Consider the following 24,419-nt stretch of genomic DNA (forward strand, 5'->3'; position numbering starts at 1 on the left):
TACGTTTCACATTGTCGAGCAGCACCAAAACCCGCATCGAGCCTTGTGCCGACGCGGGTTTTTTGTTTTTGGCCGCGGCCAAAACCTTCAATATTGCTCGTCACGGATGCCGGATATAGTCCACCAGCGCCCTCGTATACGCATCCGGTTTCCGATCAACCAAACTCACCACCACGGCCACTACAAACCCCGCCGGCACGCCGAACACCCCTGAACTGATCGACTCGATTCCAAACCACCTCGCACCCGAGAACCCCGTCATCTGCGTGAAGAACGGATACGTCGACACGATGTAGTAAACGCACACGCTCAAACCCGCCAGCATCCCCGAGACCGCCCCAAGCTTCGTGGTCCGCTTCCAGAACACCCCCAGCACAAGCGCCGGAAACAAACTGGACGCGGCCAACGAAAACGCCGCCCCCACCAGAAACAAGATATTCCCGGTATTGAGCGAAGCCACATAAGAAGCAAACAGCGCCACGCCCAGCAGCAATATCTTCGATATGGTGACCCTTCGCTGACTACTCGCGGTCTTGTCGACCATGCAGTAATAGACGTCGTGCGAGAGCGCATTCGCAATCGTCAGCAGCAGGCCGTCGGCGGTGGAAAGCGCCGCGGCCAGCGCGCCCGCCGCGATCAACCCCGACATCACATACGGCAGCCCCGCAATCTCGGGCGCGGCGAGCACCACCATATCGGGCTGCATCTGGATACCAGACCAGCGCACGATGCCGTCGCCGTTCACATCGCCGATACGAATCAGATACGGCTCCACCTTGCGCCATTGCATGACCCATGCAGGAAGGTCAGCGAACTTGTGCCCGACGATTCCCGTCAGCATCTCGTACTTGATCAGCACCGCGAGCACGGGCACGGTCACATAGAACAGCGCGACGAAAAACAGCGTCCAGCCGACCGAACGCCGCGCGGAAGCCACGGATGTCGTCGTGTTATAGCGCGTCAGAATATGCGGCAGGCTCGCCGTTCCCAGTGACAGACACAGCAGCAAAGACAGGAAATTCCGCCTGTGCAGCCGCGCACTTTCATCGTCGGAAGGGGGAAACGCTTCGGCCATGGGCACCGGTGGCGCCGCGCGTTCGAGCATCGCATCGCGGGCACGGCTCCATTGCACATTCGCCTCGGCGGGATTTTTCGGGAACGACGCCAGTTCGCGCTCCCGCTCGCTGATATCGCGCAGCGGCCCGTTATGCCGGCGCAGGTCCGCAATCTCTTCCACCAACCGCGCTTGCTCGCTATGAAACGACGCCGGCAACGCATCGATCTGCGTCTGGATCTGCTGCGCCTGGCGCTTGTAGTCGTCGCGAACCCTGGCTTCCTCGGGAGAGCGTTCAACCAGCCGCTCAAGCACCTCCACACGCTCCAGCAAGTGCCCGTAGGAAAGCTGCGGCAACCAGCCGAGCCCCTCGCGATGCGCAATCATCGACACGGGAATCAGCATGGCGCTGATCAGGATGATGTACTGCGCGACCTGCGTCCACGTGACCGCCCGCATGCCGCCAAGAAACGAGCACACGAGAATGCCGGCGAGCCCGCAGAAGATGCCGATCGCGAAATCGATACCGATAAACCGCGAAGCAATCAGCCCGATACCCTGGATCTGTGCGACGAGATAAACGAACGAGCACAGGATGGCCGCGAACGCCGCGATCCCTCGCACGAGGTTGCTCGAGAAGCGCGTGCCGAGGAAATCGGGGATGGTGTAGCGAGCAAGCTTGCGGACGTAGGGCGCAAGCAGGAACGCGACGAGGCAATAGCCCCCGGTCCAGCCCATCATGTAGGCGAGGCCGTCGTAGCCGGTTGCATAGATGGACCCGGCCAGCCCGATGAACGACGCCGCCGATAACCAGTCCGCAGCGGTCGCCATGCCATTGAACGCGGACGGCACGCGCCGACCGGCCACGTAATACTCGACCAGGTCCGACGTCCGCGACAACAAGCCGATCACGGCATACACGGCTATGGGCACAAACAGGAACACGTATCCGATCCACATGCCCGGGCCGGTCACGCGCTCGATGCGCGCCATCACGTAGATGAACAGGAAGAAGCCGAGCGTATAAAGCGCGTAGGCCCGTATGAGTCGATGGGTGAGCTTCATCGGCAATTCACGACTCGGGCTTGATCGAGGCAAGCATGCCGAGGGTTCGTTGCAAGCGGGCATCGGCGAACTGCATCAGCACGATGTACACCACGATCAACGCGACATACACCAGGATCGCACCCTGGGCACCGAAATAAAACGGCAGCGGAAAACCCGCGAAACGGATGCCGTCGAGCCGCGTCGCCATCAGCGGAATGCCGAACGAGACCACGAAGCCAATCAGCATCAGCACCGATATCAGCGCGAGATTCGTTCGCCAGTACAACCGGTGCGCGCGCGCCATCGCCTCCGTGACGGGCGGTGGTTCGGGAGGACTTGCAGCGGTCGGTGGGATCGAAGCCATGTGCTTATCTACCAAATGCTTCAAGACGCGGCAATCGGGATCGACATCGCGTGCCGGCTCGGAACACACGCTCGCTATACAAAAACGGCTTCCTGAAACAGGAAGCCGCTCTTTCAAGCCAGATGATACTCAAGCCAAATTCAATACGCTTCGCCGAGTTGATCGAGGATTGCGGGATTCTCGAGTGTCGACACGTCCTGCGTGATCGCCTCGTCCTTCGCCAGCGAACGCAACAGCCGCCGCATGATCTTGCCGGAGCGGGTCTTCGGGAGGTTATCGCCGAAACGAATGTCCTTCGGTTTCGCAATCGGACCGATTTCCTTCGCGACCCACGCGCGCAGTTCATTGGCGATCTGCTTGGCTTCCGCGCCATCAGGACGCGAGCGCTTCAGCACGACGAACGCGCACACCGCTTCGCCGGTCGTATCGTCGGGACGGCCGACCACCGCAGCCTCCGCCACGATCGGATTCGACACCAGCGCCGACTCGATCTCCATGGTCCCAAGCCGATGCCCCGACACGTTCAGCACGTCGTCGATCCGGCCCATGATCGTGAAGTAACCCGTCTCCTTGTCGCGCACGGCGCCGTCGCCGGCGAGGTACAGCTTGCCGCCGAGTTCTTCCGGGAAGTAGCTCTTCTTGTAGCGCTCCGGATCGCCCCATACGTTGCGCAACCCCGACGGCCAGGGCCGCTTGATGACCAGGATCCCGCCCTGCCCGTTCGGCACGTCCTGACCGGTTTCATCGACGACAGCCGCCATGATGCCCGGCAACGGCAGCGTGCAGGAACCCGGCACGAGAGGCGTTGCGCCCGGCAGCGGCGTGATCATGTGGCCGCCGGTTTCGGTCTGCCACCAGGTGTCGACGATAGGACAAGCGCCGCCGCCCACGTTCTCGTGATACCACATCCACGCTTCCGGATTGATCGGCTCGCCGACGGTGCCGAGAATGCGCAACGACGACAGGTCAAAGCTCTTCGGATGCACTTTTGCATCGGCTTCAGCCATCTTGATCAGCGAGCGGATAGCGGTCGGCGCGGTGTAGAAGATCGTGACCTTGTGCTTGGCGATCATGTCCCAGAAACGTCCGGCGTTCGGGTAGGTCGGCACGCCTTCAAACACGACCTGGGTCGCGCCAATGGCGGTCGGACCATACGCAATGTAGCTATGCCCGGTGATCCAGCCAATGTCGGCGGTGCACCAGAACACGTCGTCAGGCTTCGCGTCGAAGGTCCACTTCATGGTCTGCGCAGCCCACAGCAAAAATCCGCCGGTGCTGTGCTGAACGCCCTTCGGTTTGCCCGTGGAACCGGACGTGTACAAGATAAACAGCGGATGTTCTGCGCTGACCCATTCCGGCTCGCACGTATCAGCTTCATTCGCGACCAGCTCGTGCATCCAGAGATCGCGGCCTTCATGCCACTGGATCTTGCCGCCGGTGCGCTTGTACACGATCACGCTCGTGACCGCTTCGCAACCGCCGGCGGCGATGGCTTCATCGGCAATGTTCTTCAGCGGCAGTGCCTTGCCGCCGCGCATTTGTTCGTCCGATGTAACGAGCGCAACCGCGCCCACATCCACCAGCCGTTCGTTGAGCGACTTCGACGAGAACCCGCCGAACACCACCGAGTGCGTTGCGCCAATGCGCGCGCACGCTTGCATGGCGACCACGCCTTCCACCGACATCGGCATGTAGATCACCACGCGATCGCCCTTCTTCACGCCGCGCTTCTTGAGCGCGTTGGCGAAGCGGCAGACGCGCTGCAAAAGATCCTGATACGTGACGTTCACGACGGTGCCGTCATCGGCTTCGAAGATGATCGCGTTCTTCGCACCGTGGCCGGCTTCCACATGACGGTCGATGCAGTTATACGACGCGTTGATCTCGCCGTCCTCGAACCACTTGTAGAACGGCGGATTCGATTCGTCGAGGACCGTGGTGAACGGCTTGTGCCAGCTAAGCGTCTCGCGCGCGAGACGCGCCCAGAAGCCTTCGTAATCGCGTTCGGCTTCGGACGTCAAAGCCTTGTACGCGTCCATGCCAGAAATCGCTGCGCCGGCCGATGCTTTGGCCGAGGGCGGAAAAATACGGCGTTCCTGGAGTACGGATTCAATCGCAGACATCGACAACCCCTTCTTTGATGTAAATCTGATGACCGCGACTCCGGAACCCAAGCCCCGAAGCCGCTATGTTTTCAGGCGTGGACGACACGCGCAATTGCCCAGCGCCGTGCCGCGTCTCCTGCCTCTGTGCTTGCCTGTTCGATGCGGCGCAACATACGCGCGCCAGGCTTTATACGGCGAAGATAAGCCGCGCGCCTTACCCGCTACTTACGCAATCCACCCGATGATCACGGGGTATACACGTAGGGGCCGGCATTTTTACGATGCGGCCCTTTCAACGCGCCAACACCATGATGCGCTTTGCGCTCGCGCGCTGCTTCGGTTGGGGTTGCGGGCGACTCCACCCATGACGCGCCACGCCATGTTAACTGAACTCGTTGTCCGGATTCCAGCTTGAATCGTTACGCGCTCTGCCTCATCGCAGCCATGCAGCAACCTCAGCCTGAGCGTCCGGGGCCTCGTACTCCGGTATGGAGTCTCGGGAAGCGTCTTTTCCTGCCGGCTGTGGATGAAAGGCATCCGGTACGTGGACGGCAGTCTCGCAGGCGTGTTTGCAGACTCTTGCCGATCGCGGCGGCGCTCTACGGCATGGTGTTTCCGGATAAACGTCCGACCATCCCGTACGGGATTGCGCTGGCCAGCATGAAGGCAAAAACGGCGCCGTCGATTATTTCTTGACCGGGAACCGCTTCCGGATGGATTTCGCACCGGTTTCGTACGCGCAGCGGAACCGCCGGTGGGCAATATTGGATCCCACCGCGTGCGGACTTCCTCAGGGTTGACCCGCAACCCGGCGCCACCGTCGCGCTACAATAACGCGCTTTCTCAAAAATCAGCGTGGGGCCTCCGCTTCGCGCCCGCCACGCCCGACGCACGTACGCATTCAACCAACCTCCCACGACCCGGCACCGCTCATGTCCGCATCCCCGAACATCCCCGGCACCCGTCCTCCGCGCCCTTCAATGAAGCCGCTTCCCGCCGTCATTTTCATGAGCCGCTGGCTCCAGGTGCCACTGTATCTCGGCCTGATCGTGGCGCAAGGCGTGTATGTCGTGCTGTTCCTGAAGGAAGTCTGGCACCTCGTCACTCACATGACGACGCTCGATGAAACCAACATCATGCTGGTCGTCCTCGGCCTGATCGACGTGGTAATGATCTCGAACCTGCTGATCATGGTGATCGTGGGCGGCTACGAAACCTTCGTCTCGAGGCTCGGCGTGGAAGGCCATCCCGACCAGCCGGAATGGCTCGATCATGTGAACGCCGGCGTGCTGAAGGTCAAGCTGTCCATGGCGCTCATCAGCATCTCGTCCATCCATCTGCTGAAAACCTTCATCAACCCTGACCAGTATTCCGAGCACGCGGTGATGTGGCAAGTGATCATTCACCTGGCGTTCCTCCTCTCGGCGCTGATCATGGCGTGGGTCGACCGCCTGACCACGCACACGCACCCGGAGCATTTTCATGAGCCATCCGCCACGCCGGCGAAGGCGCACGAGCAAGCAGCAGAATTACACCCATGAGCGCTTTTAAAGCGCCGATGAAAGTATCCATAAAGTCCCGATAACGTATCGTCCCCACACGTTCAAGCCATGACCATCATCAAGCAGGAAGACCTGATCCAGAGCATTGCGGATTCGCTGCAGCACATCAGCTTTTACCATCCGCTCGACTACATCCAGGCACTCGGCCGCGCGTACGAACTCGAAGAGAGTCCGGCCGCAAAAGACGCCATCGCGCAAATCCTGACAAACAGCCGCATGTGCGCGGAAGGCCACCGGCCGATCTGCCAGGACACGGGCATCGTCACGGTGTTCGTGAAAGTGGGCATGGACGTACGCTGGGACGGTGCGACCATGGGCGTCACCGACATGATCAACGAAGGCGTGCGCCGCGGTTACCTGAATCCGGACAACGTGCTGCGCGCATCCATCGTCAGCCCGCCCGAAGGCGCGCGCAAGAACACGAAGGACAACACGCCGGCGGTGATCCACTACGAGATCGTCCCCGGCAATAAAGTCGATGTCCAGATCGCGGCCAAAGGCGGCGGCTCGGAGAACAAGACGAAGTTCGCGATGCTGAACCCGTCGGACTCCATCGTCGACTGGGTGCTGAAAACCGTGCCGCTGATGGGCGCCGGATGGTGCCCGCCCGGCATGCTCGGCATCGGCATCGGCGGGACGGCGGAGAAAGCGATGGTCATGGCGAAGGAATCGCTGATGGACGCCATCGATATCCAGGACGTCATCGCACGCGGACCGCAGGACTGGATCGAAGAGTTGCGCGTGGAGCTGCACGAGAAAGTCAACGCGCTGGGCATTGGCGCGCAGGGTCTGGGCGGCCTCGCCACCGTGCTCGATGTGAAGATCATGGCCGCGCCCACGCACGCTGCATCGAAGCCGATCGCGATCATCCCGAACTGCGCGGCCACGCGCCACGCGCATTTCACGCTCGACGGTTCGGGCGTGGCGAAACTCGACGTGCCTTCGCTCGACGCGTGGCCGAAGGTCGAATGGGTCGCCAACACGGAGACGAGCCAGCGCGTGGACCTGAACACGCTGACGAAGGAACAGGTCGCGGCATGGAAGCCGGGCCAGACGCTGCTGCTCTCCGGCAAGATGCTGACGGGGCGCGACGCGGCTCACAAACGTATTGCCGACATGCTCGCCAAGGGCGAAAAGCTCCCCGTCGATTTCACCAACCGCGTGATTTATTACGTCGGCCCGGTTGATCCTGTCCGCGAGGAAGTCGTTGGCCCGGCGGGCCCCACCACGGCCACGCGCATGGACAAGTTCACCGACATGATGCTGTCGCAGACCGGCCTGATCTCGATGATCGGCAAGGCGGAGCGCGGTCCGGTTGCCATCGAGGCCATCAAGAAGCACAAGGCCGCGTACATGATGGCGGTGGGCGGTGCGGCGTACCTGGTGTCGAAGGCGATTCGCGGCGCCGAGGTCATCGCATTCGAAGACCTGGGCATGGAAGCCATCTACGAATTCGACGTGCAGGATATGCCGGTGACGGTTGCCGTTGATTCGACCGGAACATCGGTCCACCAGACGGGACCGAAGGAATGGCAAGCAAAGATCGGCAAGATTCCGGTCGCGACGGTTTAAACTACGACCTTAGCAATACGAGCTAAAAAGAGCCGGGCCATGCGCCCGGCTCTTGCATTTTCGGGCTACTGCGAAGAGAACTGTTTTCATTCTCATTCCAGCGCGCGAAAACGTGAAATCTCCATGAAATAGCGGGAAAAACACCCTTTTTCATCTTGGCTTTTTAAACTTGAGCGGTTATGTTTGAACAGCTGAAACGCCCACACAAGGAACTAACATGCAAGGCGACGTAAAAGCCCTCGAATATCTCAACCAGCAGCTGAAGAACGAGCTGACTGCGATCAACCAGTACTTCCTGCATGCGCGCATGTACAAGCACTGGGGGCTGGAAAAGCTCGGCAAGCATGAATACGACGAGTCGATTGGCGAGATGAAGCATGCCGACTGGTTGATCCAGCGCATTTTCATGCTTGACGGCCTGCCGAACCTGCAGGACCTGCACAAGCTGTTGATCGGTGAAGAGACCGAAGAAATCCTTAAGTGCGACTTGAAGCTCGAACAGATTTCGCAGAGCACGTGCAAGGAAGCCATCGCTTATTGCGAGTCGGTTCGCGATTTTATCTCGCGTGAAATCTTTGTGAAGATTCTCGACGACACGGAAGAGCACATCGACTGGCTGGAAACGCAGATCGATCTGGTGGCGAAGGTCGGCATCCAGAACTATCAGCAAACCATGATGGGCGAGAACGAGTAAACTACCGGCCACCATGCCATTCGACGCCCTTCGTTCATCGTATAGCCCCGCGGTTGATGTTGGCGCTTCTCCCGAGAAGCCTGGTTCGAACGCGCCCATCGGCATTTTCGATTCGGGCCTCGGCGGTCTGTCCGTGTTACGCGCGGTACGTGCCACGTTGCCGGACGAACGGTTGATCTACGCCGCGGATTCGCTGTACGCGCCGTACGGTGAACGCGATGACGACTTTATCGCCGACCGGACGCTCGCGATCTGCGAATGGCTGGTATCGCAAGGTGCGAAGGCGCTGGTAGTCGCATGCAACACGGCGACCTCGCAGTCAATTGCGCAAACCCGGGAACGGCTGGCCGTTCCCGTGATCGGCGTGGAACCGGGCATCAAGCCGGCGGCAATCACGTCGCAAACCCGCGTGGTGGGCGTACTCGCGACAGCCGTTACGCTGCGCAGCGCGCGGTTTCAGGCGCTGGCCGAGCGCCATACCGCCGACTGCCGCTTCATCCTGCAGCCGGGCCACGGCCTCGTGCAGGCGGTGGAACGCTGCGACTTGGACTCGCCTGAACTCCTCGGGCTGCTGCGAAGCTATGTGGAACCCATGCTCGACGCCAACGCCGACACGCTGGTGCTCGGTTGCACGCACTATCCCTTCCTCGATGAAGCCATCCGCTCCATTGCCGGCGATCGGCTCACGCTGGTCGACACAAGCGTCGCGATCGCGCGGCAACTCGAACGGCAACTGGATTCGTTTGGTCTGCGTGCAGTGCCTCGTCTGGATCAAGCTCAAGCTCAGGCAGTTGAATTGCCGCGCTTTTACTCGACTAGCGACGGCCAGGCTCTGCGACAACTCGCGGCGTCGCTGCTCGGGCTGGATGTGGCCGTCGAACACGTTGTGATCCCCTCACGACGCACGGTGGGACCGGAATCCGATCCCGCCTGAAGTTGCGCTTCACAGCGGTTCCAAGCCGTCCGTTCGCTTCAAAAGCGCAGGAAAACAGCTCTATCGGCTGAAAAAGCCCCTTCCACGCACGCGGTTTCAGTTTTTTACATGCGTCGCGTGCCTTCTGCGACAAGGCTCTGCACCCCGGCCCCTTTTCCCTCCCGGTGCATGCCGAAAAAAACCGTTCACCCCTATTGCCAACTTCCTCATAAGGAATGATAATAATTCGCATTAACGTTATCTATCGCGGTTGATCATGATCGTCTGTGTGTGCAAGTCAGTGTCGGACAGAAAGATTCGCGCCTCAATCGCGGATGGCGTTGCTACGTTCGACGAACTGCAATTCGAACTGGGTGTCGCCCTGTGCTGCGGCAAATGCGAAGAAACCGTGCGCGACGTGATGTTGCAAAGCGGTTGCGCGTCGCATTGCAGCATGCGCGGCGATCAGCATCAGGCAGTGCCACTGACGTTCTACGAACGCAAGGCTGCGTAAGCACGCTTCAGGTCAAAGGGGATTCGCGTTCGCGGGTCACTGCTGTATCACCACACTAATTACGGTGCACGGCTTTCAAGCCTATCGTTATATGCCGCAAGTCTGTTTGACATAGCAGTCTCTGACATTGCAGTCTCTGCCTCTCCGCTCGCAAGCCAGGTCACATTGAGCCAGCCCGCCAACCCCCATTTAAGGAGGGAACGATGGAATTGCTGATCGGTTTTGTGACGACACTGTTTATTTCTCTGCTCATCTTCCGAAAATGAAGTCCTCCAGTCTTACATGCTGCATGGGCTTTCGCTGTTCGTACGGTGTCACCACCGTACAACCACGCTGATATGCCGTCTTCCAAGATATCGCCCGGCAATTCGGCTGCGGCACTTAACGCTTATTCCTTCCGTTCGACCGAATCCCCGGGCATCAATCCGCGCGTGATTGCAGCGAGTGTCGCCGTGGTGGCGATTCACGCAGGCCTGCTCGCCGTTGTGCTGACCATGCGCAACGAGTCGCCGCCGCGACCGATCGAATCGAAGACACTCACCGCCGAACTCATCAGCCCCGCGCCGCCGCAACTGGTCGCCGCGCCCGTGGCGATTCAGTCGACGCCCGTTCCTCCGCCGCCGAAACCGGTTCCGCCGAAGCCGGTGCCGAAGCCCAAGCCGGTCGTTCAACCACGCGTGAAAGCCGCACCGACACCGTTGCCGGAAACCACCGCGCCCTCGCCTGTTGCGGCGGCCGCGCCGGAACCCGCTCCCGCTCCGCCTGCGCCACCGGTTGCGGCAGCGCCGGCCGCCGCTCCGGCTATCGGGCGTCCGACGATGGAGCTCAACGCGCCAAAGGACGTCGCGCATCTCGAATGCAACATCGCGATGCCGGACTACCCGGCAATGTCGCGGCGTCGTGGGGAATCCGGAACCGCGCTGGTGAAGTTCGTCGTCGGGTTGACGGGGAAGATCGAGAACATCGAACTGAAGAAGAGCAGCGGATCGTCGCGGCTGGATGATGCCGCGCTGGATGCCATGCGTGCGAGCGCATGCAAGCCCTACAAGGAAAACGGGGTGGCCATCCGCGCCGCGTATTCCCAGCCGTTCGTATTCGGGCTGAACGACTAACACGACGGTCGGGACCGATCCATCGAACGCTGAACAACACAAAAAGATTCGACCTAATTTCTAGATATCTACAGGAACTGCAATGCAAAACTACGGCTTGGCGCATGTCTGGGCGCAAGGGGATTTCGTCACACGGGGTATCGCGCTCGCGCTGGCGATCATGTCGATCCTGTCGTGGACAGTGATTCTGGTGAAGGGCCTGAACGTGGTGCGCCTGAAACGCCTCACGAAAAACGCCGAGCAGGCGTTCTGGCATTCGGACGATTTCGCCGACGGCATCAGGAAGCTGAGCAGCCACTCCGCGAACGCGCAGGACAACCCGTTCCTGGCGCTCGCCCTCTCGGGGCAGGATGCGGCCGATCACCATCATCAGACGCAACCGCATCTGCACGACCGCATGGACGTGTCGGACTGGATCACGCGCTGCCTGAAGGACACCATGGATGAAGGCGTCGGACGCATGCAGGCGGGGCTCGCCGTGCTCGCGTCGATCGGCAGCACCGCGCCGTTCGTCGGGTTGTTCGGCACGGTGTGGGGGATCTATCACGCGTTGCTGACCATTGGTGCAACCGGCCAGACGTCTATCGATCAAGTCGCGGGACCGGTCGGCGAGTCGCTGATCATGACGGCCTTTGGCCTGTTCGTCGCCATTCCGGCTGTGCTCGGCTACAACGCGCTGACGCGCTGGAACAAGGCCATTGTCACGAAGCTGAACCGTTTCGCGCACGGCCTGCATGCGTTCTTCGTGACGGGCACCAAGCTCGCGTCCAGCAAGCGCGGCGACGGTCTGCGCCTGGCCACGCAATACGCTGCTGCGAGCGTCGCGCCGGGGGTTGCTTCCGGGACCGCTTCAGGGTCCAAGCAGCCTGCATCGCGTGTGAGCTAAGGGGACGTCGTCATGGCCATGAGCCCTTTCTCCTCCGACGAGGACGACGGCATGATGAGCGAGATCAACATGACGCCGCTCGTCGACGTCATGTTGGTTCTCCTGATCATTTTTCTCGTCACCATTCCCGCGATCAACCATGCGGTGAAAATCGACTTGCCGAAGGCGAGCAGCGCGCCGCAGGACACGAAGCCGGCGCATGTGGACGTTGCTGTCGAAGCGGACGGCACGGTGCTCTGGAACGACCAGAAAGTCGACGATGCCGCGTTGCAAGCGCGTATAGCCGACGCATCGAAGCAAACACCGCAGCCGGAATTGCGTTTGCGCGCGGACCGCAAGGTCCCGTATGAGCGTGTCGCCGACGTCATGTCGGCCGCGCAAGGCGGCGGGTTATCGAAGATCGGCTTTGTCACGGAACCGAAGGCGGGCAGCAAGTAATCCAGCGCGATTTGTGCGCGCGTACGTCATGTCAAAGCCCACAAAGTAAAAGGCCTTCATCGCAATGATGAAGGCCTTTTTTTGTGTGCGCGCCGGCACATTCGGGCTAGCGGTTACTTTGGAGCAGAATAGGTTGAATCCGCAGTACCACTACATGCGACAGCCGTGCTCGACACGGACAGCGCTATTAGCCCTATCAGGCCTACTATAAAAGTGGCCGTGAGTTTTCGCATAAGCAGCTCCTTAGCGAAGAGATTTCAATATAGCGCCCGAGCACAACGCGTTCAAGCCGGTGGCGATTGAATCTGACCATCGCAAGCGCACGCTTCAATGTCAGAAACTTAAGGCGGAGCCGAGATTAGTCACACTGTTTCGCGAGCAGGCTCGATCGGAAGAGGACATTCTCCCGGGAAGCGATTGCTGTCATTGATCGACTCGACGAGAAAGTCGACGAATGCGCGAATGGCCGGCACCATGCCCTGCCGCGATAAAAACACTGCATAGAGCTGCGGAGTCGGAAAAGTCCAGCCTGGCATCACCGGCGACATCTGGCCGGTACGCAACGCGGCGCCATACATCATCTCCGGCAGCGCCGCGATGCCCACGCCGCGCAGGACCGCTTCCCGAATCATTCCAAGGTCTGCCGTGACAAGGCGCGGTTCATGCTCGAATTCGTGGCGCGTGCCATCGGGTGCGATCAGGCGAAAGACGTGACGGCCATCGGTCGCCGGGACATCAATGGTGTCGAATTGCGCCAGCTCCGACGGCGTGAGCGGCGGCGCATTCGGCTTGAGCAAGGAAGGCGCCGCCACCAGCATTTGTTCCGTGCGCCAAAGCGGGCGCGCAACAATAGTCGAATTGACGGGCGGTTCGGAACGCACGCGCAACGCAACGTCGACGGCATCTTCGAACAGATCGATCACGCGATTCGTCACGCTCAGGATGACGCGAACCTCGGGGTATCGATGTAAAAAGTCCGGCATTATCGCTGACAAGAACGTCTGCGATATGGTCACCGGCACGCTCACGCGCACACTCCCGCGCGGCGAATCCCGCAGGCTATGCACAACGTCAACAGCGGCCTGGGCTTCTGCGAGCATCGCCTTGCAGTGCTGGTAAAAAAGCTGGCCGGCCTCCGTCAGTGCGAGTTTTCGGGTGGAGCGCTGCATCAAACGCACACCGAGCGATGTTTCCAGCTCGGACACGCGCCTCGACAAGCGCGACTTGGAGATACCAAGCACCCGCTCCGCTGCCGAGAAACCACCATGCTCGACAACGTACGAAAAATACATCAGATCATTGAGATCATGCGAATCAGGTTTCATGCGATCGGGTTTGTCGTGCGTTTGCGTTGTTTCACGGGTGGGACAATCCATTGCGGTTTGACGGCTTTTTCTGGGAAATGCCATCCATATAATAGCTCCATGTCTTAAATTTGGCGCTAATGCGTCACCCGTTGCATCGGCCACGCTGGCCCACAAGCGAGGACAAAATGGAAAGCACCCGCAGTATCGAACGCACAATTCCGGCGCTCCGCACGGTGGAGGGCGGTGGTTTTGTCGTCCATCGCCCGTTTCCGACGCGGCTTCTGATGGACTTCGACCCGTTCCTGCTCCTCGATGAAATGGGCCCCGTCGACTACGCGCCCGGCGAGGCGAAAGGCGCCCCCGATCATCCGCATCGCGGCTTCGAAACCGTGACGTATGTGCTCGAGGGCCAGTTCGGCCACAAGGATTCAGCGGGACACTCCGGCACGCTGCGTCAGGGCGATGTGCAATGGATGACGGCCGGCGCGGGCGTCGTCCACAGCGAAATGCCTGACCCCGAGTTCACGCGCACCGGCGGCCGCGTGCATGGCTTGCAGCTTTGGGTGAACCTGCCCAAGCGCGACAAGATGATCCCGCCGCATTATCAGGAGATCGCGTCCGGGCAAATTCCGGTTGCGACCAGCGTCGACGGCCGTGTGAGCGTGAAGGTCATCGCGGGCGAAGCGCTCGGCGTGAAGGCAGCGATCGAAACCCGTACGCCCATTCTTTACCAGCATTTCTCGCTGGAACCGGGCGCGTCGATCGTGCATCCGGTGCCACGCGACTTTCGCGTGTTCGGTTATGCGTTGTCGGGCGATGGTCTCTATGGCGAGGCAAAGCAGGCCGTGCGGGCGCAGCAGATGATCGTGTTCGCGGATGATGGCGACACGGTCACGTTCACCGCCGGAGACGAACCGCTCGAATTGCTGCTGATCGGTGGTGTGCCGCTGAAAGAACCAGTAGTCCGCTACGGCCCGTTCGTCATGAACACGGAGGATGAGATACGCCAGGCCGTGGTCGATTACCAGGCGGGACGCATGGGCACGATCAACCACTAGGCCGGCTCGCCGCCGTCGGGCGGTCAGGCCGGGCTTGTTTCACCGGCGCGGCACGAATGACACTATTTGCGTCACAATAGTCGTTCGTGCCGCGCCGTTTTATCGTCTGCTTTTTATTTCCCGCAGCGTCTGCCCATTCGCCAACCCTGGAGTACCGCATGTCCGAAAAGTTTGTGACCCCGCCCGTCAGCGCCAGCATTGGTGCAGCGGATTTTCAGGTTTCGTTGAGCGATGGTCAGCATGATTGGATTGCGGACGAACCGTCTTCACACGGCGGCGTGGATAGCGGCCCTACGCCTCACAGCTTGCTGCTTTCGAGCCTGGGCGCGTGCACGTCGATCACGCTGAAGATGTACGCAAAGCACAAGGCGTGGCCGCTCGAAGCGGTGCATGTGACGCTCACGCTGGACACCACGCCGGAAGGCACGGTGATCGACCGCCAGATAGTATTGACCGGCGAACTCGACAACACCCAGCGGGAACGGCTTTTGCAAATCGCCAATGCGTGCCCCGTGCACAAGATTCTCAGCGGCACGATCATGATTCATTCGGGCCTTACGCCGGCATAAACCGGCTACATGAGCGGCTACATGAGCGGGTTGCGTACTCCCCGCGATTTCCGGCCAAACGAACAACCCAAGGAAAACGTCGTTTTGAATTTCGAACACCTCATCCAGATCAACGACCCGCTCAACCCTTTCGTGGAATCAATGACCCGCGAGCAGGTCTGGCACGGGCTCGTGCTGCGCGCGGAACAGCCGCAACTGTTTGTGATCGGCCTGGACCGCTGCGCGATCCTGTCACGTGAAGGCGACGTGCTCGAACGCGAGTTGCACTATGGTCAAGCCATCGTGCGTGACCGCGTGACGCTGATCCCCGAAACCAGCGTCCGCTACGACATCCTGCCGACTGCCGAATACGTAGGCGGCTCGCTGACCATGGCGATCGAGCAACCGGACGAGCTGCAGTTGTTCCTGCGATTCACCTACGCGACCACCCTGCCGGTCGCCGACGACCCGCAGGCGAGCACCGACGCGCTCCAGACGCAGGAGATCGTGAAGTCCGCGTATCGGGAAGCCGATATCGACACCGTCCGCCTGATCAGGCAATTCGCGCACGGCAGCCCCCTCGAAGGCCCGCTGCACTAACGTAGCGCCACGTTTCGATTGTCTCGACCAGCAAACAGTCAATGGCTATCGAAACGTGTGATCGATGAATACTTCGTTATTGTAAATGGGAATGGTTATCATTAAGATTACTCCATCGACTTAACGAACGGACTCTTCGACATGACCGACATCCTGCGCTCCAACACGCTTCGGCTACGTCGCCCGGTCGAACGCTCCGCGGCAGCAGCTATTTCGCGTCCCCGCACAGCGGCGGTAACGACCGCGCGGACAGCGCCGTCGAGTGGTGCGTCGGAGAGTGGCGAGCGGTCGCTGCGCAGCGACACACTGCTGCAGGGTCATAGCCACATCAGCATCATGCATAACGGTGAGACGTATCAGTTGCGTGCCACGCGTCTGGGCAAGTTGATCCTCACCAAGTAACGAGCGGGACAGAATTGCAGTACCGGGTATTGTGGGGACCACCTCTTCGAGAGGTGTTTGGCAGTAGCCAGCAATGACGGCTTGCACGCGAGAATTTAGACCCCTTCGTGCAAACACCAGCCAGTCGTCCATAGCCAGCGAAGCCGTTTTTTTTTGGTTCCCGCCATGTGCTTTGAAGAGCACCATCAGCTAAGCAAAGAGCACGTTTTCTCACGAAAACGTGCTTTTTTATTTAGACCGACGCGCTTCACCGGCCTTGCGCAACATTGCTTCCTTCGAACCTTAAACGCTCTCGATCCCCAATGCAGCGATGCCCGCTCGCGCCACCGCCGCGTCCTGGTCCGACTTCACGCCCGACACGCCCACGGCGCCGACAATATCCGCACCCACCACGATCGGCACGCCACCTTCCAGCATGGCAGTCATCGGTGCGCTCAAGAACGCGGTGCGGCCCTGCTTGATCATGTCTTCATACACTTTCGTTTCGCGTCGGCCCAGCGCAGCGGTACGTGCCTTACCCGTGGCCATCTCGGCTGTGCTCGCGCCGGCGCCGTCCAGCCTGTGCAGGTGAAGCAGATGACCGCCGTCATCGACAACGGCAATCGCCACGTTCCACTTGTTCGCCAATGCGTGCGCTTCAGCCGCTGCCGCGATGGCTTTCACGTCCACGTCGGTCAATACGGGTTTCGTTCTCATTTCTTCACCTGTTGGGATGGTCGTTGCGTTGATGAATCGATTGGCCTGCGATTGGCTCACGATTGGCCGATACCCGCAACGTTACCGCGAAAAGCCCCAGAACATCATGTACCACGCACTATCGGCGACAGCGAGCGCGGCGATGAAGCACAGCATCGCCACGCTTTGCGTGACAAAGCGCCCGCGCGCATAGCGGCCGATGACGCGCCAGGCGAGCCACGCGCTCCAGAGGTTCGCGACGCCAAGCAAGCCGAGACGCACGTCGGTCACCCACCAGAGCGGCAAATGTTCGGCGCGCAGCAGCGACACCGTAGTCGCCGATAAACCCAGGAACACGCCGCATCCCGCCACGGGAATGAGCGCCTGCGTCAGGTGATGCAGGCGTGTGAAATCGAAACGCCCGAGCATGCGTGTGCCGGCGGCCAGCAAGGCCAGAAGCGCCGTGCCATACATAAGCCCCGTCACCACGATATATCCCACGACCATCCCGCCGTCGAGCCAGGAGAAGACATCGTTTTGCTCGGGGTAGTGCGTGAAGAGGAACCACGGCGCGTTGGTATCGAGCGGCCAGAGGATGTTGCGATCGATCAGCCACGACGCGAAGATTTGCTTCAGGTCGACAAACCATGTGCTCACGGTCCAGTGGAACGCGCCAATAGCAATGCCCAGCAGGCCGTACAGAATGAGTGCGGTGTCCCACGGATTTGCCTGTTTATCGCCGAGTTGCACGACTTCGGCCGAGGGCGACCGCCACTCCAGCGATATGGCGTCCCGATGGCCGCTGCAGCGGCCGCACATATGGCAGTCAGATGCGCCTTTCATGGCACGCAGCGGCACGAGCGGCGCACAGTTGACGGGTATCACGCGATGCCCGTGCTCGCCCTCTTTATACGAGCGGCGCCACGCGTCCTCATTGACCTTGAAGTGGAACGGCGCGAGCCGCGCCAGAAGCGAAAACACCCCGTTCACGGGGCAGAGATACTTGCACCACACGCGTTTTTCGCGTCCATACAACACGCCAATGATCATGGCGCCGACGGTCGATCCGCCCAGCACCAGCAACACGGCTTTCGGATACTGATAAACGCTGACCATCTGGCCATAGATGGTGGTAATGCCAAACGCGACGAACGGCCAGCCGCCCCAGCGCAACCAGCGCGGAATTGCCCAGCCGCGGCCGAACTTGCTCGCGAACTCGGTCAGTGCGCCTTCGGGACACAGCACGCCGCACCACACTCGGCCGAGCATCACCATGGACAGCAGGACGAACGGCCACCAGATGCCCCAGAACACGAACTGCGCGGCCAGCGTCAGGTTGCTCCAGAGATGCGCGGTGCCGTCCGGCAGCGGCAGGACGGCTGGCACCAGAATCAGAAACGCATACACGACGACCACGACCCACTGAATGCCGCGGATCAGGCTGCCGTGTTGTTGCATCCATTGCCCGGCTTGCTGCAGCCGGCCGGGTCGGTTCATGGCGTCACTGATGCCGCTCATGCCACTTTTCTCGCCGATTTTTGCGCCATCCGGTTTTTCGATCGGCGCAGGAGCAGGAAGATCACGCCCCAATACACCGCGTACGCGATCAGGTTCATGCCGGCCGGGTGCGCGCGATAACCCGTGAGCGTGGCGACCAGCGAACCGAAGGTGCTGGAATCATCGAGCAGCCAGGACGTATCCCATACCTGATTCATGACGACGGGCAGGATCTCCTTGTCGATAAGCTTATCGACACCCGTTTCGAACAAGCCCGCCGCGAGGAACAACAGCATGATCTCCGTCACGCGGAAAAAAAGCCGCCACGAAAAGATCTTGCCGCCAAGCTGGAGCAGATAAAACGTCAGGAATGCAAGCGCCAGGCCAATTGCAACCGCCAGGTACTGCATCGGATCGACGTGGCCCGACTGGCCGAAGCCGAGGCCGTACAGGAAAATCACCGTCTCGCTGCCTTCACGCGCAATAGCAAGCGCGACCAGCAAGCTGACGCCCCACCAGTTCGCATCCTGCTTGCTCTTTTCCAGCGACGCTTCCATGTCGCGTTTCATGGACCGTCCGTGATGCTTCATCCACAGCACCATTTGCACGATCAGCACGCACGCGACCAGAACCATGCCGGTCTGAAAATAATCCTGTGCGTCGCCGGACAGCTCTTCCGTGAACCCGACCAGCGCTGCGCCCAGCGCTATGGCGGCCAACAACCCGGCGGCCACGCCGGCCCACAAATACGGAACGCCGCGACGCGCGTCGGCATCGCCATTTTTCAACCATGCGTACAGGATGCCGACAACCAGCAGCGCCTCGACACTCTCTCGCCACACGATGAAAAGAACCTGACCCATCACTTATCCCCTGCTCTTGCAGACCGGAGCGGTTTGCGCACGACACTGGACGAACAGCGCACGAACCGGCCCTGCATGACCTTACTTCGCGACGATGACACCCTGCGCCGACTGATGAAAGTCGTCGAAGAACTTGTATTCGCCCTTCTCCAGCGGCGCAATCACGACGAAGGAATCAGCACCGGGCGCGAGCACTTTTTCCTTGCGCAACTGGATACTTTCGAACTCCGCCGCACCCTTGCCGATGTTGTGCACTTCGATCTTGATGCGCTGTCCCGCCGGCACTTCAATACGCGTGGGATTCAGCTTGCCGTCGTTCATTTCCAGCTTGAAGGTCGGCAGGTCGGCGGCTTGCGCCGTTGCCACACTGGCGAACCATCCGGCCGCCAAGGCTAGCGAGGCGGCGACCAACTTGTATTTGCGTTGCATGCATGCTTCCTGGCTGCGACGTCCGGCGGGACGCTTCACTTCATGTCGCTTGATGTCCACGTCACGCCAGACACCTGACTCGAATGCTCAAATGCTCGAATGCTCAATACCCGCCCTTTTTGCCAATGCCGGCGAACGGGAAATCGTATTCGATCGTGTAGGGCTTGAACCACGGACCCACGCCCGTTTCCTTGTCGACGTGACGGCCGAAGGCCATGTGGCCGGTTTGCATCGGCGGCGCAATGTTGAGTTTCAGGTGGTATTTGCCCGGGCCAAAGAGCTTTACGTTGTCGCCGTAATGCGGGCCGTCGCTTGCGACCATGGCCATCATGTCGCCCTTGATGCTTTGCGTCGTGCCGACCTTGGTCAGCTCGTAGGTCACTTGCAGGTACGGCATCCAGTCGCCTTCCGCGAAGCCGTTCGGATTGTTCTTCACGGCGTGGATGTCGGCCTCGAGGTGCACGTCGGAATCCGAGGCCTTGCGCATCATGCCTTCCGGTTCCATGGTGATGGGCTGCAGATACACCGCCCCCACTTCCATGCCGTTCTCGATGTGCTGCTTGCCGATCGGATATTCGGCAGCCGATACCGACGCCATTGCCGCAAGCGCGACTGCGGCCACCGAGCCGCGAACAAAAGTTGAAACCTGCATCCTTCACTCCTTCTTGTTATTGATCGGACAGGCGCTGGGCGTGCGCTCGATCCGACCGGTCAGTTCACCGATCAATCCGGCGTCGATGATAGGAAATCGCAATAAAAATGTAACCGACAACGATAATACGAACCATTCTCAATGGTTGGAGAGTTTAGCACCGATCGAAGGATGAAACAATTTGATGGAAATCAACGAGCCTTGTGCCTGCTGGGTTTTTGAGATGCTGGAGATGTCGCGCGACGGAATGTCAGGCGAAAAAAACGCGGCGAACCCGCTTGGGTTGCCGCGTTCCTTGCCCTGAAATACTTACGTTTAGCTAGTACCCGTAATGTGGTCGCCCACATTGGCGCCAAAGACGCGCTGCCGGAGCAGCGACAGTTGGTCGCGGGTCTGCGCTGCTTTTTCGAATTCCAGGTTTTTCGCGTGATCCATCATCTGCTTTTCAAGCCGCTTGATTTCCTTCGATATCTGCTTCTCGGACATGTCTTCAAACTTCGCACGCGTCTGCGCTTCCTTCATTTCGGCACGGGCGTCGTCGGCGTTATAGACGCCGTCAATAATGTCCTTGATGCGCTTGGTCACACCGCGCGGCGTAATGCCCATCGTGAGATTGTGCGCAATCTGCTTCGTGCGGCGGCGTTCGGTCTCCCCGATCGCGCGTTTCATCGAATCCGTCATGTTGTCGCCGTAAAGAATCGCCTTGCCGTTCACGTTGCGCGCTGCCCGGCCGATCGTCTGGATCAGCGAGCGTTCCGCGCGCAGAAAACCTTCCTTGTCGGCGTCGAGGATCGCGACCAGTGACACTTCCGGGATATCCAGCCCTTCTCGCAGCAAGTTGATCCCGACCAGCACGTCGAATGTGCCGAGACGCAAATCGCGGATGATTTCCACGCGCTCGACCGTGTCGATATCGCTATGCAAGTAGCGCACCTTCACGCCGTGATCCGCAAGAAACTCGGTTAGTTGTTCAGCCATGCGCTTGGTCAGCACCGTGACCAGCACGCGCTCGTGCACCTTGACGCGCGCATTGATCTCACCAAGCACGTCGTCCACCTGCGAGCGCGCCGGACGCACTTCAATCTCCGGATCGACCAGGCCAGTCGGCCGCACGAGTTGCTCGGCCACCTGCCCCGCCGTGCGGTTTTCGTAATCGGCCGGCGTGGCCGAAACGAAGATTGCCTGGCGCATTTTCCGTTCGAATTCGTTGAACTTGAGCGGCCGGTTGTCCAACGCCGACGGCATTCGGAAACCATAGTCGACCAGATTCTCCTTACGCGCCCGGTCGCCGTTGTACATGCCGTTCAACTGGCCGATCAGCACGTGCGACTCGTCCAGCAACATCAGCGCGTCAGGCGGCAAATAATCGACGAGCGTTGGCGGCGGCTCGCCCGGCGCCGCGCCGGAAAAGTGCCGCGAATAATTCTCGATGCCTTTGCAGAAACCCAGTTCCTGCAGCATTTCCAGATCGAAACGCGTGCGCTGTTCAAGCCGTTGCGCCTCCACCAGCTTGCCGTCTTTGTGAAAGAACTCGAGCCGTTCGCGCAACTCCAGCTTGATTGTTTCGATGGCACGCATCACCGTGTCGCGCGGCGTTACGTAGTGGGACGACGGATACACGGTGAAACGCGGAATCTTGTTGCGCACGCGGCCGGTAAGCGGATCGAAGAGTTGCATCGACTCCACTTCGTCGTCGAACAGCTCTACGCGCACCGCCATTTCTGCGTGCTCCGCGGGAAAGATGTCAATGGTGTCGCCCCGCACGCGGAACGTCCCGCGCGAGAAATCGGCTTCGTTGCGGCTGTACTGCATTGCGATCAGGCGCGCGATGATGTCGCGCTGGCCCATTTTGTCGCCGGTACGCAGCGTCAGGATCATCTTGTGATATTCCGACGGATTGCCAATACCGTAGATTGCCGACACCGTCGCCACGATCACCACATCGCGCCGCTCGAGCAGGCTTTTGGTCGCTGAGAGCCGCATTTGCTCGATGTGCTCGTTGATCGACGAATCCTTCTCGATAAACAGGTCGCGCTGCGGAACGTAGGCTTCCGGCTGGTAATAATCGTAATAGGAAACGAAGTATTCAACGGCATTGCGCGGGAAAAACTCGCGAAACTCCGCGTAGAGCTGCGCGGCGAGCGTCTTGTTCGGCGCGAATACAATCGCCGGCCGGCCCATGCGCGCAATCACGTTGGCCATGGTGAACGTCTTGCCCGAGCCCGTTACGCCGAGCAGAGTCTGGAACGACAGACCGTCCTCGATCCCTTCCACGAGCGTCGCGATCGCCGTCGGCTGGTCGCCCGCGGGCGGATACGGTTGATAAAGCTGGAACGGCGAACCTTCGAAGGTGACAAATTTGGATTCGTCGAGGGTTTCGGCGGTTTCGAGTAGCGGGGTATCGGACATGAGGGTGAGGTGCCTAGGCCGAGAGCAAACACCCATTCTAGCGGTTCGCGCTGGAGCGGGTTTGGACGGCGAATCAGGATTGTGGGTACAGGTTCGAGGCAATTTGCGCCAGCTTTCGCTGATACCCGGTGTTTCGAAGATGGGGCGTCAGCACGGAAATCGCAAGTGATTGTTTTGACGAGTGAAAGCTTGACGATAATGTTCCGGTACGCTGCGGGTAGTTGGCTGGCTTTTTGTACAAAAACGGGGAATTGCTGGAAAAAAATAGCGAAATCCCCCGTTTCTTCCGTTTCGCGACGCCGAAAACCAGCGCTCGATTCGTTACAATGCCGGACTGGGGTTTTCATCGATGGGACGGAGTTTTGTTGGCTCCTTGAGGTCCGGTTTGCCCCGCTTTTTAGCCGCTGATCTGCGATTGGCTGCCGATCAGTTGCCAACCCCATCCCGACCGCCCGTGCCGCCTTTCCACTACCGCCGATAAATCATGTCTCTTTTCTCAGCCGTCGAGCTTGCCCCCCGTGACCCGATTCTGGGCCTGAACGAAGCCTTCAACGCCGATCCACGCACCACCAAGGTCAATCTCGGCGTGGGCGTGTATTTCAACGAAGAAGGCAAGATCCCGCTCCTGCGAGCCGTTCGCGAAGCCGAAAAAGCGCGTACGGAACTGGCCGCACCGCGTGGTTATCTGCCCATCGAAGGCATTGCCGCTTATGACGCAGCCGTGCAAAAGCTGCTGCTGGGCAACGATTCCCAGTTGATCGCCGACGGCCGCGTGATCACGGCGCAGGCGCTGGGTGGAACGGGTGCGCTCAAGATTGGCGCCGACTTCCTGAAGCGGCTGAATCCCACGGGCAAAATCGCCATCAGCGACCCGAGCTGGGAAAACCATCGTGCGTTGTTCGAATACGCCGGTTTTGAAGTCGTGAACTACCCGTACTACGACGCAGCCACCCATGGCGTGAAGTTCGACGACATGCTGGAAGCATTCAACAGCTACCCGGCCGGAACGGTGGTGGTGTTGCACGCTTGCTGTCACAATCCGACCGGTGTCGACCTGACCCCGGCGCAATGGCAACAGGTCGTGGAAACGGTCAAGGCACGCTCGCTGGTGCCGTTCCTCGATATCGCTTATCAGGGCTTCGGTGAGAACATCGACGCTGACGCTGCGGCCGTTCGCCTTTTCGCGAAGGCAGACATCAACGTATTCGTGTCGTCATCGTTTTCCAAATCGTTCTCCCTTTATGGCGAGCGCGTAGGTGCGTTGTCGATCATCACAGGCTCCAAGGAAGAAGCTACGCGCGTGCTGTCGCAATTGAAGCGCGTGATTCGCACGAACTATTCGAATCCGCCGACACACGGCGGCTCGGTCGTGGCCGCCGTGCTCGCTTCGCCCGAACTGCGCGCTACCTGGGAACAGGAACTCGGCGAAATGCGTGACCGTATTCGCGCCATGCGCAACGGCTTGGTCGAGCACATCAAGGCAGCAGGCGTGCAGCGCGACTTCAGCTTCGTGAACCAGCAGCGCGGCATGTTTTCGTATTCCGGCCTGACCTCGGCGCAAGTTGATCGCTTGCGTGAGGAATTCGGAATCTACGCCGTCAGCACGGGTCGCATCTGCGTGGCCGCGTTGAACACGCGCAATCTTGAAGTGGTAGCCAACGCCATCGCGACCGTGCTGAAGTAAGTTTGCTTTTCGTGGTTTCTAAAAACGGCGCTCC

Annotated in this window: 22 protein-coding genes and 2 pseudogenes; 14 read left to right on the top strand and 10 right to left on the bottom strand. The window is 60.1% G+C overall.

The features are described 5' to 3' along the window. Positions 1 to 100 precede the first annotated feature (100 nt). From ABH944_RS38130 to acs, 3 genes are all read right to left on the bottom strand, one after another. Positions 101 to 2,119 carry a sodium:solute symporter family protein gene (locus tag ABH944_RS38130; protein ID WP_404613106.1) on the bottom strand — a complete coding sequence of 673 codons (2,019 nt, stop codon included), beginning with the start codon at positions 2,117 to 2,119 and terminating at the stop codon, positions 101 to 103. A 7-nt stretch (positions 2,120 to 2,126) separates the two neighbouring features. Continuing rightward, complete coding sequence (locus tag ABH944_RS38135; protein WP_404613104.1) at positions 2,127 to 2,465, bottom strand: DUF4212 domain-containing protein; 339 nt, start codon at positions 2,463 to 2,465, stop codon at positions 2,127 to 2,129. A gap of 140 nt (positions 2,466 to 2,605) precedes the next feature. Then, positions 2,606 to 4,588: an acetate--CoA ligase gene (acs, locus tag ABH944_RS38140; protein WP_404613102.1), complete on the bottom strand. Its 1,983-nt coding sequence runs from the start codon at positions 4,586 to 4,588 to the stop codon at positions 2,606 to 2,608. Positions 4,589 to 5,045: 457 nt separating this feature from the next. Between acs and ABH944_RS38145 the strand changes: the two are divergent. From ABH944_RS38145 to ABH944_RS38185, 9 genes and pseudogenes are all read left to right on the top strand, one after another. Further along, positions 5,046 to 5,266 (top strand): annotated as a pseudogene (locus ABH944_RS38145) (DMT family transporter); the annotation flags it as partial. Positions 5,267 to 5,502: 236 nt separating this feature from the next. Further along, positions 5,503 to 6,111, top strand: coding sequence for a TIGR00645 family protein (locus tag ABH944_RS38150; protein WP_062092017.1), 609 nt, complete (start codon positions 5,503 to 5,505; stop codon positions 6,109 to 6,111). 69 nt (positions 6,112 to 6,180) lie between these two features. Beyond that, positions 6,181 to 7,704 (top strand): fumarate hydratase, encoded by a 1,524-nt coding sequence (locus ABH944_RS38155; protein ID WP_404613100.1) that lies wholly within the window; start codon positions 6,181 to 6,183, stop codon positions 7,702 to 7,704. A 217-nt stretch (positions 7,705 to 7,921) separates the two neighbouring features. After that, on the top strand, positions 7,922 to 8,398 hold the full coding sequence (bfr, locus tag ABH944_RS38160) for a bacterioferritin (protein ID WP_062092015.1): 477 nt from the start codon (positions 7,922 to 7,924) through the stop codon (positions 8,396 to 8,398). Positions 8,399 to 8,411: 13 nt separating this feature from the next. After that, entirely contained in the window at positions 8,412 to 9,332 is a 921-nt protein-coding gene (gene murI, locus ABH944_RS38165) for a glutamate racemase (protein ID WP_404613098.1), read from the top strand. Between the two features lie 256 nt (positions 9,333 to 9,588). Then, entirely contained in the window at positions 9,589 to 9,825 is a 237-nt protein-coding gene (locus ABH944_RS38170) for a (2Fe-2S)-binding protein (RefSeq protein WP_404613096.1), read from the top strand. A 338-nt stretch (positions 9,826 to 10,163) separates the two neighbouring features. Further along, complete coding sequence (locus ABH944_RS38175) at positions 10,164 to 10,937, top strand: energy transducer TonB (protein WP_404613094.1); 774 nt, start codon at positions 10,164 to 10,166, stop codon at positions 10,935 to 10,937. An 82-nt stretch (positions 10,938 to 11,019) separates the two neighbouring features. Beyond that, positions 11,020 to 11,742, top strand: a pseudogene (locus tag ABH944_RS38180) (MotA/TolQ/ExbB proton channel family protein); the annotation flags it as partial. 93 nt (positions 11,743 to 11,835) lie between these two features. After that, positions 11,836 to 12,261 carry an ExbD/TolR family protein gene (locus ABH944_RS38185; protein ID WP_404613092.1) on the top strand — a complete coding sequence of 142 codons (426 nt, stop codon included), beginning with the start codon at positions 11,836 to 11,838 and terminating at the stop codon, positions 12,259 to 12,261. Between the two features lie 362 nt (positions 12,262 to 12,623). Here ABH944_RS38185 and ABH944_RS38190 read toward each other — a convergent pair whose 3' ends face one another. Then, positions 12,624 to 13,586 carry a LysR substrate-binding domain-containing protein gene (locus ABH944_RS38190; protein ID WP_404613090.1) on the bottom strand — a complete coding sequence of 321 codons (963 nt, stop codon included), beginning with the start codon at positions 13,584 to 13,586 and terminating at the stop codon, positions 12,624 to 12,626. A 167-nt stretch (positions 13,587 to 13,753) separates the two neighbouring features. On the opposite strand from ABH944_RS38190, the gene ABH944_RS38195 reads away from it, so the two are divergent. The 4 genes from ABH944_RS38195 to hemP all read left to right on the top strand — a co-directional run bounded on the left by ABH944_RS38195 (position 13,754) and on the right by hemP (position 16,176). Beyond that, positions 13,754 to 14,626 (top strand): pirin family protein, encoded by an 873-nt coding sequence (locus ABH944_RS38195; RefSeq protein WP_404613088.1) that lies wholly within the window; start codon positions 13,754 to 13,756, stop codon positions 14,624 to 14,626. A 158-nt stretch (positions 14,627 to 14,784) separates the two neighbouring features. Continuing rightward, a complete protein-coding gene (locus ABH944_RS38200) occupies positions 14,785 to 15,195 on the top strand; it encodes an OsmC family protein (protein ID WP_404613086.1) in 411 nt (136 codons plus the stop codon). A gap of 84 nt (positions 15,196 to 15,279) precedes the next feature. Next, positions 15,280 to 15,774 carry an SRPBCC family protein gene (locus ABH944_RS38205; RefSeq protein WP_404613084.1) on the top strand — a complete coding sequence of 165 codons (495 nt, stop codon included), beginning with the start codon at positions 15,280 to 15,282 and terminating at the stop codon, positions 15,772 to 15,774. 141 nt (positions 15,775 to 15,915) lie between these two features. Beyond that, positions 15,916 to 16,176, top strand: a complete 261-nt coding sequence (hemP, locus tag ABH944_RS38210) for a hemin uptake protein HemP (protein ID WP_404613082.1) — start codon at positions 15,916 to 15,918, stop codon at positions 16,174 to 16,176. A 282-nt stretch (positions 16,177 to 16,458) separates the two neighbouring features. Here the strand turns inward: hemP and ABH944_RS38215 are convergent, their stop codons facing one another. From ABH944_RS38215 to uvrB, 6 genes are all read right to left on the bottom strand, one after another. Beyond that, complete coding sequence (locus ABH944_RS38215) at positions 16,459 to 16,872, bottom strand: GlcG/HbpS family heme-binding protein (RefSeq protein ID WP_404613081.1); 414 nt, start codon at positions 16,870 to 16,872, stop codon at positions 16,459 to 16,461. A gap of 81 nt (positions 16,873 to 16,953) precedes the next feature. Beyond that, complete coding sequence (locus ABH944_RS38220) at positions 16,954 to 18,348, bottom strand: 4Fe-4S binding protein (protein ID WP_404613218.1); 1,395 nt, start codon at positions 18,346 to 18,348, stop codon at positions 16,954 to 16,956. Positions 18,349 to 18,365: 17 nt separating this feature from the next. Further along, positions 18,366 to 19,211, bottom strand: a complete 846-nt coding sequence (locus tag ABH944_RS38225; RefSeq protein ID WP_404613080.1) for an FTR1 family iron permease — start codon at positions 19,209 to 19,211, stop codon at positions 18,366 to 18,368. Between the two features lie 81 nt (positions 19,212 to 19,292). Next, positions 19,293 to 19,640, bottom strand: coding sequence for a cupredoxin domain-containing protein (locus tag ABH944_RS38230; RefSeq protein WP_404613078.1), 348 nt, complete (start codon positions 19,638 to 19,640; stop codon positions 19,293 to 19,295). A gap of 103 nt (positions 19,641 to 19,743) precedes the next feature. Then, a complete protein-coding gene (locus ABH944_RS38235) occupies positions 19,744 to 20,292 on the bottom strand; it encodes an iron transporter (RefSeq protein WP_404613076.1) in 549 nt (182 codons plus the stop codon). 315 nt (positions 20,293 to 20,607) lie between these two features. Beyond that, positions 20,608 to 22,701: an excinuclease ABC subunit UvrB gene (uvrB, locus tag ABH944_RS38240; protein ID WP_404613074.1), complete on the bottom strand. Its 2,094-nt coding sequence runs from the start codon at positions 22,699 to 22,701 to the stop codon at positions 20,608 to 20,610. Positions 22,702 to 23,185: 484 nt separating this feature from the next. On the opposite strand from uvrB, the gene ABH944_RS38245 reads away from it, so the two are divergent. Further along, a complete protein-coding gene (locus ABH944_RS38245) occupies positions 23,186 to 24,385 on the top strand; it encodes an amino acid aminotransferase (RefSeq protein WP_404613072.1) in 1,200 nt (399 codons plus the stop codon). Positions 24,386 to 24,419 lie beyond the last annotated feature (34 nt).

Source organism: Caballeronia udeis, assembly GCF_044909315.1.
GTDB lineage: Bacteria > Pseudomonadota > Gammaproteobacteria > Burkholderiales > Burkholderiaceae > Caballeronia > Caballeronia udeis_A.

Excerpts from the sequence above, each read along its gene's own strand:
- ABH944_RS38230 (WP_404613078.1), bottom strand. The coding sequence starts at position 19,640 with ATGCAACGCAAATACAAGTTGGTCGCCGCCTCGCTAGCCTTGGCGGCC.
- ABH944_RS38225 (WP_404613080.1), bottom strand. The coding sequence starts at position 19,211 with ATGGGTCAGGTTCTTTTCATCGTGTGGCGAGAGAGTGTCGAGGCGCTG.
- ABH944_RS38235 (WP_404613076.1), bottom strand. The coding sequence starts at position 20,292 with ATGCAGGTTTCAACTTTTGTTCGCGGCTCGGTGGCCGCAGTCGCGCTT.
- ABH944_RS38190 (WP_404613090.1), bottom strand. The coding sequence starts at position 13,586 with ATGAAACCTGATTCGCATGATCTCAATGATCTGATGTATTTTTCGTAC.
- ABH944_RS38170 (WP_404613096.1), top strand. The coding sequence starts at position 9,589 with ATGATCGTCTGTGTGTGCAAGTCAGTGTCGGACAGAAAGATTCGCGCC.
- murI (WP_404613098.1), top strand. The coding sequence starts at position 8,412 with ATGCCATTCGACGCCCTTCGTTCATCGTATAGCCCCGCGGTTGATGTT.
- ABH944_RS38175 (WP_404613094.1), top strand. The coding sequence starts at position 10,164 with ATGCCGTCTTCCAAGATATCGCCCGGCAATTCGGCTGCGGCACTTAAC.
- ABH944_RS38220 (WP_404613218.1), bottom strand. The coding sequence starts at position 18,348 with ATGAACCGACCCGGCCGGCTGCAGCAAGCCGGGCAATGGATGCAACAA.
- hemP (WP_404613082.1), top strand. The coding sequence starts at position 15,916 with ATGACCGACATCCTGCGCTCCAACACGCTTCGGCTACGTCGCCCGGTC.
- ABH944_RS38200 (WP_404613086.1), top strand. The coding sequence starts at position 14,785 with ATGTCCGAAAAGTTTGTGACCCCGCCCGTCAGCGCCAGCATTGGTGCA.
- ABH944_RS38195 (WP_404613088.1), top strand. The coding sequence starts at position 13,754 with ATGGAAAGCACCCGCAGTATCGAACGCACAATTCCGGCGCTCCGCACG.
- ABH944_RS38155 (WP_404613100.1), top strand. The coding sequence starts at position 6,181 with ATGACCATCATCAAGCAGGAAGACCTGATCCAGAGCATTGCGGATTCG.
- ABH944_RS38215 (WP_404613081.1), bottom strand. The coding sequence starts at position 16,872 with ATGAGAACGAAACCCGTATTGACCGACGTGGACGTGAAAGCCATCGCG.
- acs (WP_404613102.1), bottom strand. The coding sequence starts at position 4,588 with ATGTCTGCGATTGAATCCGTACTCCAGGAACGCCGTATTTTTCCGCCC.
- ABH944_RS38135 (WP_404613104.1), bottom strand. The coding sequence starts at position 2,465 with ATGGCTTCGATCCCACCGACCGCTGCAAGTCCTCCCGAACCACCGCCC.
- ABH944_RS38245 (WP_404613072.1), top strand. The coding sequence starts at position 23,186 with ATGTCTCTTTTCTCAGCCGTCGAGCTTGCCCCCCGTGACCCGATTCTG.
- ABH944_RS38185 (WP_404613092.1), top strand. The coding sequence starts at position 11,836 with ATGGCCATGAGCCCTTTCTCCTCCGACGAGGACGACGGCATGATGAGC.
- bfr (WP_062092015.1), top strand. The coding sequence starts at position 7,922 with ATGCAAGGCGACGTAAAAGCCCTCGAATATCTCAACCAGCAGCTGAAG.
- uvrB (WP_404613074.1), bottom strand. The coding sequence starts at position 22,701 with ATGTCCGATACCCCGCTACTCGAAACCGCCGAAACCCTCGACGAATCC.
- ABH944_RS38150 (WP_062092017.1), top strand. The coding sequence starts at position 5,503 with ATGTCCGCATCCCCGAACATCCCCGGCACCCGTCCTCCGCGCCCTTCA.
- ABH944_RS38130 (WP_404613106.1), bottom strand. The coding sequence starts at position 2,119 with ATGAAGCTCACCCATCGACTCATACGGGCCTACGCGCTTTATACGCTC.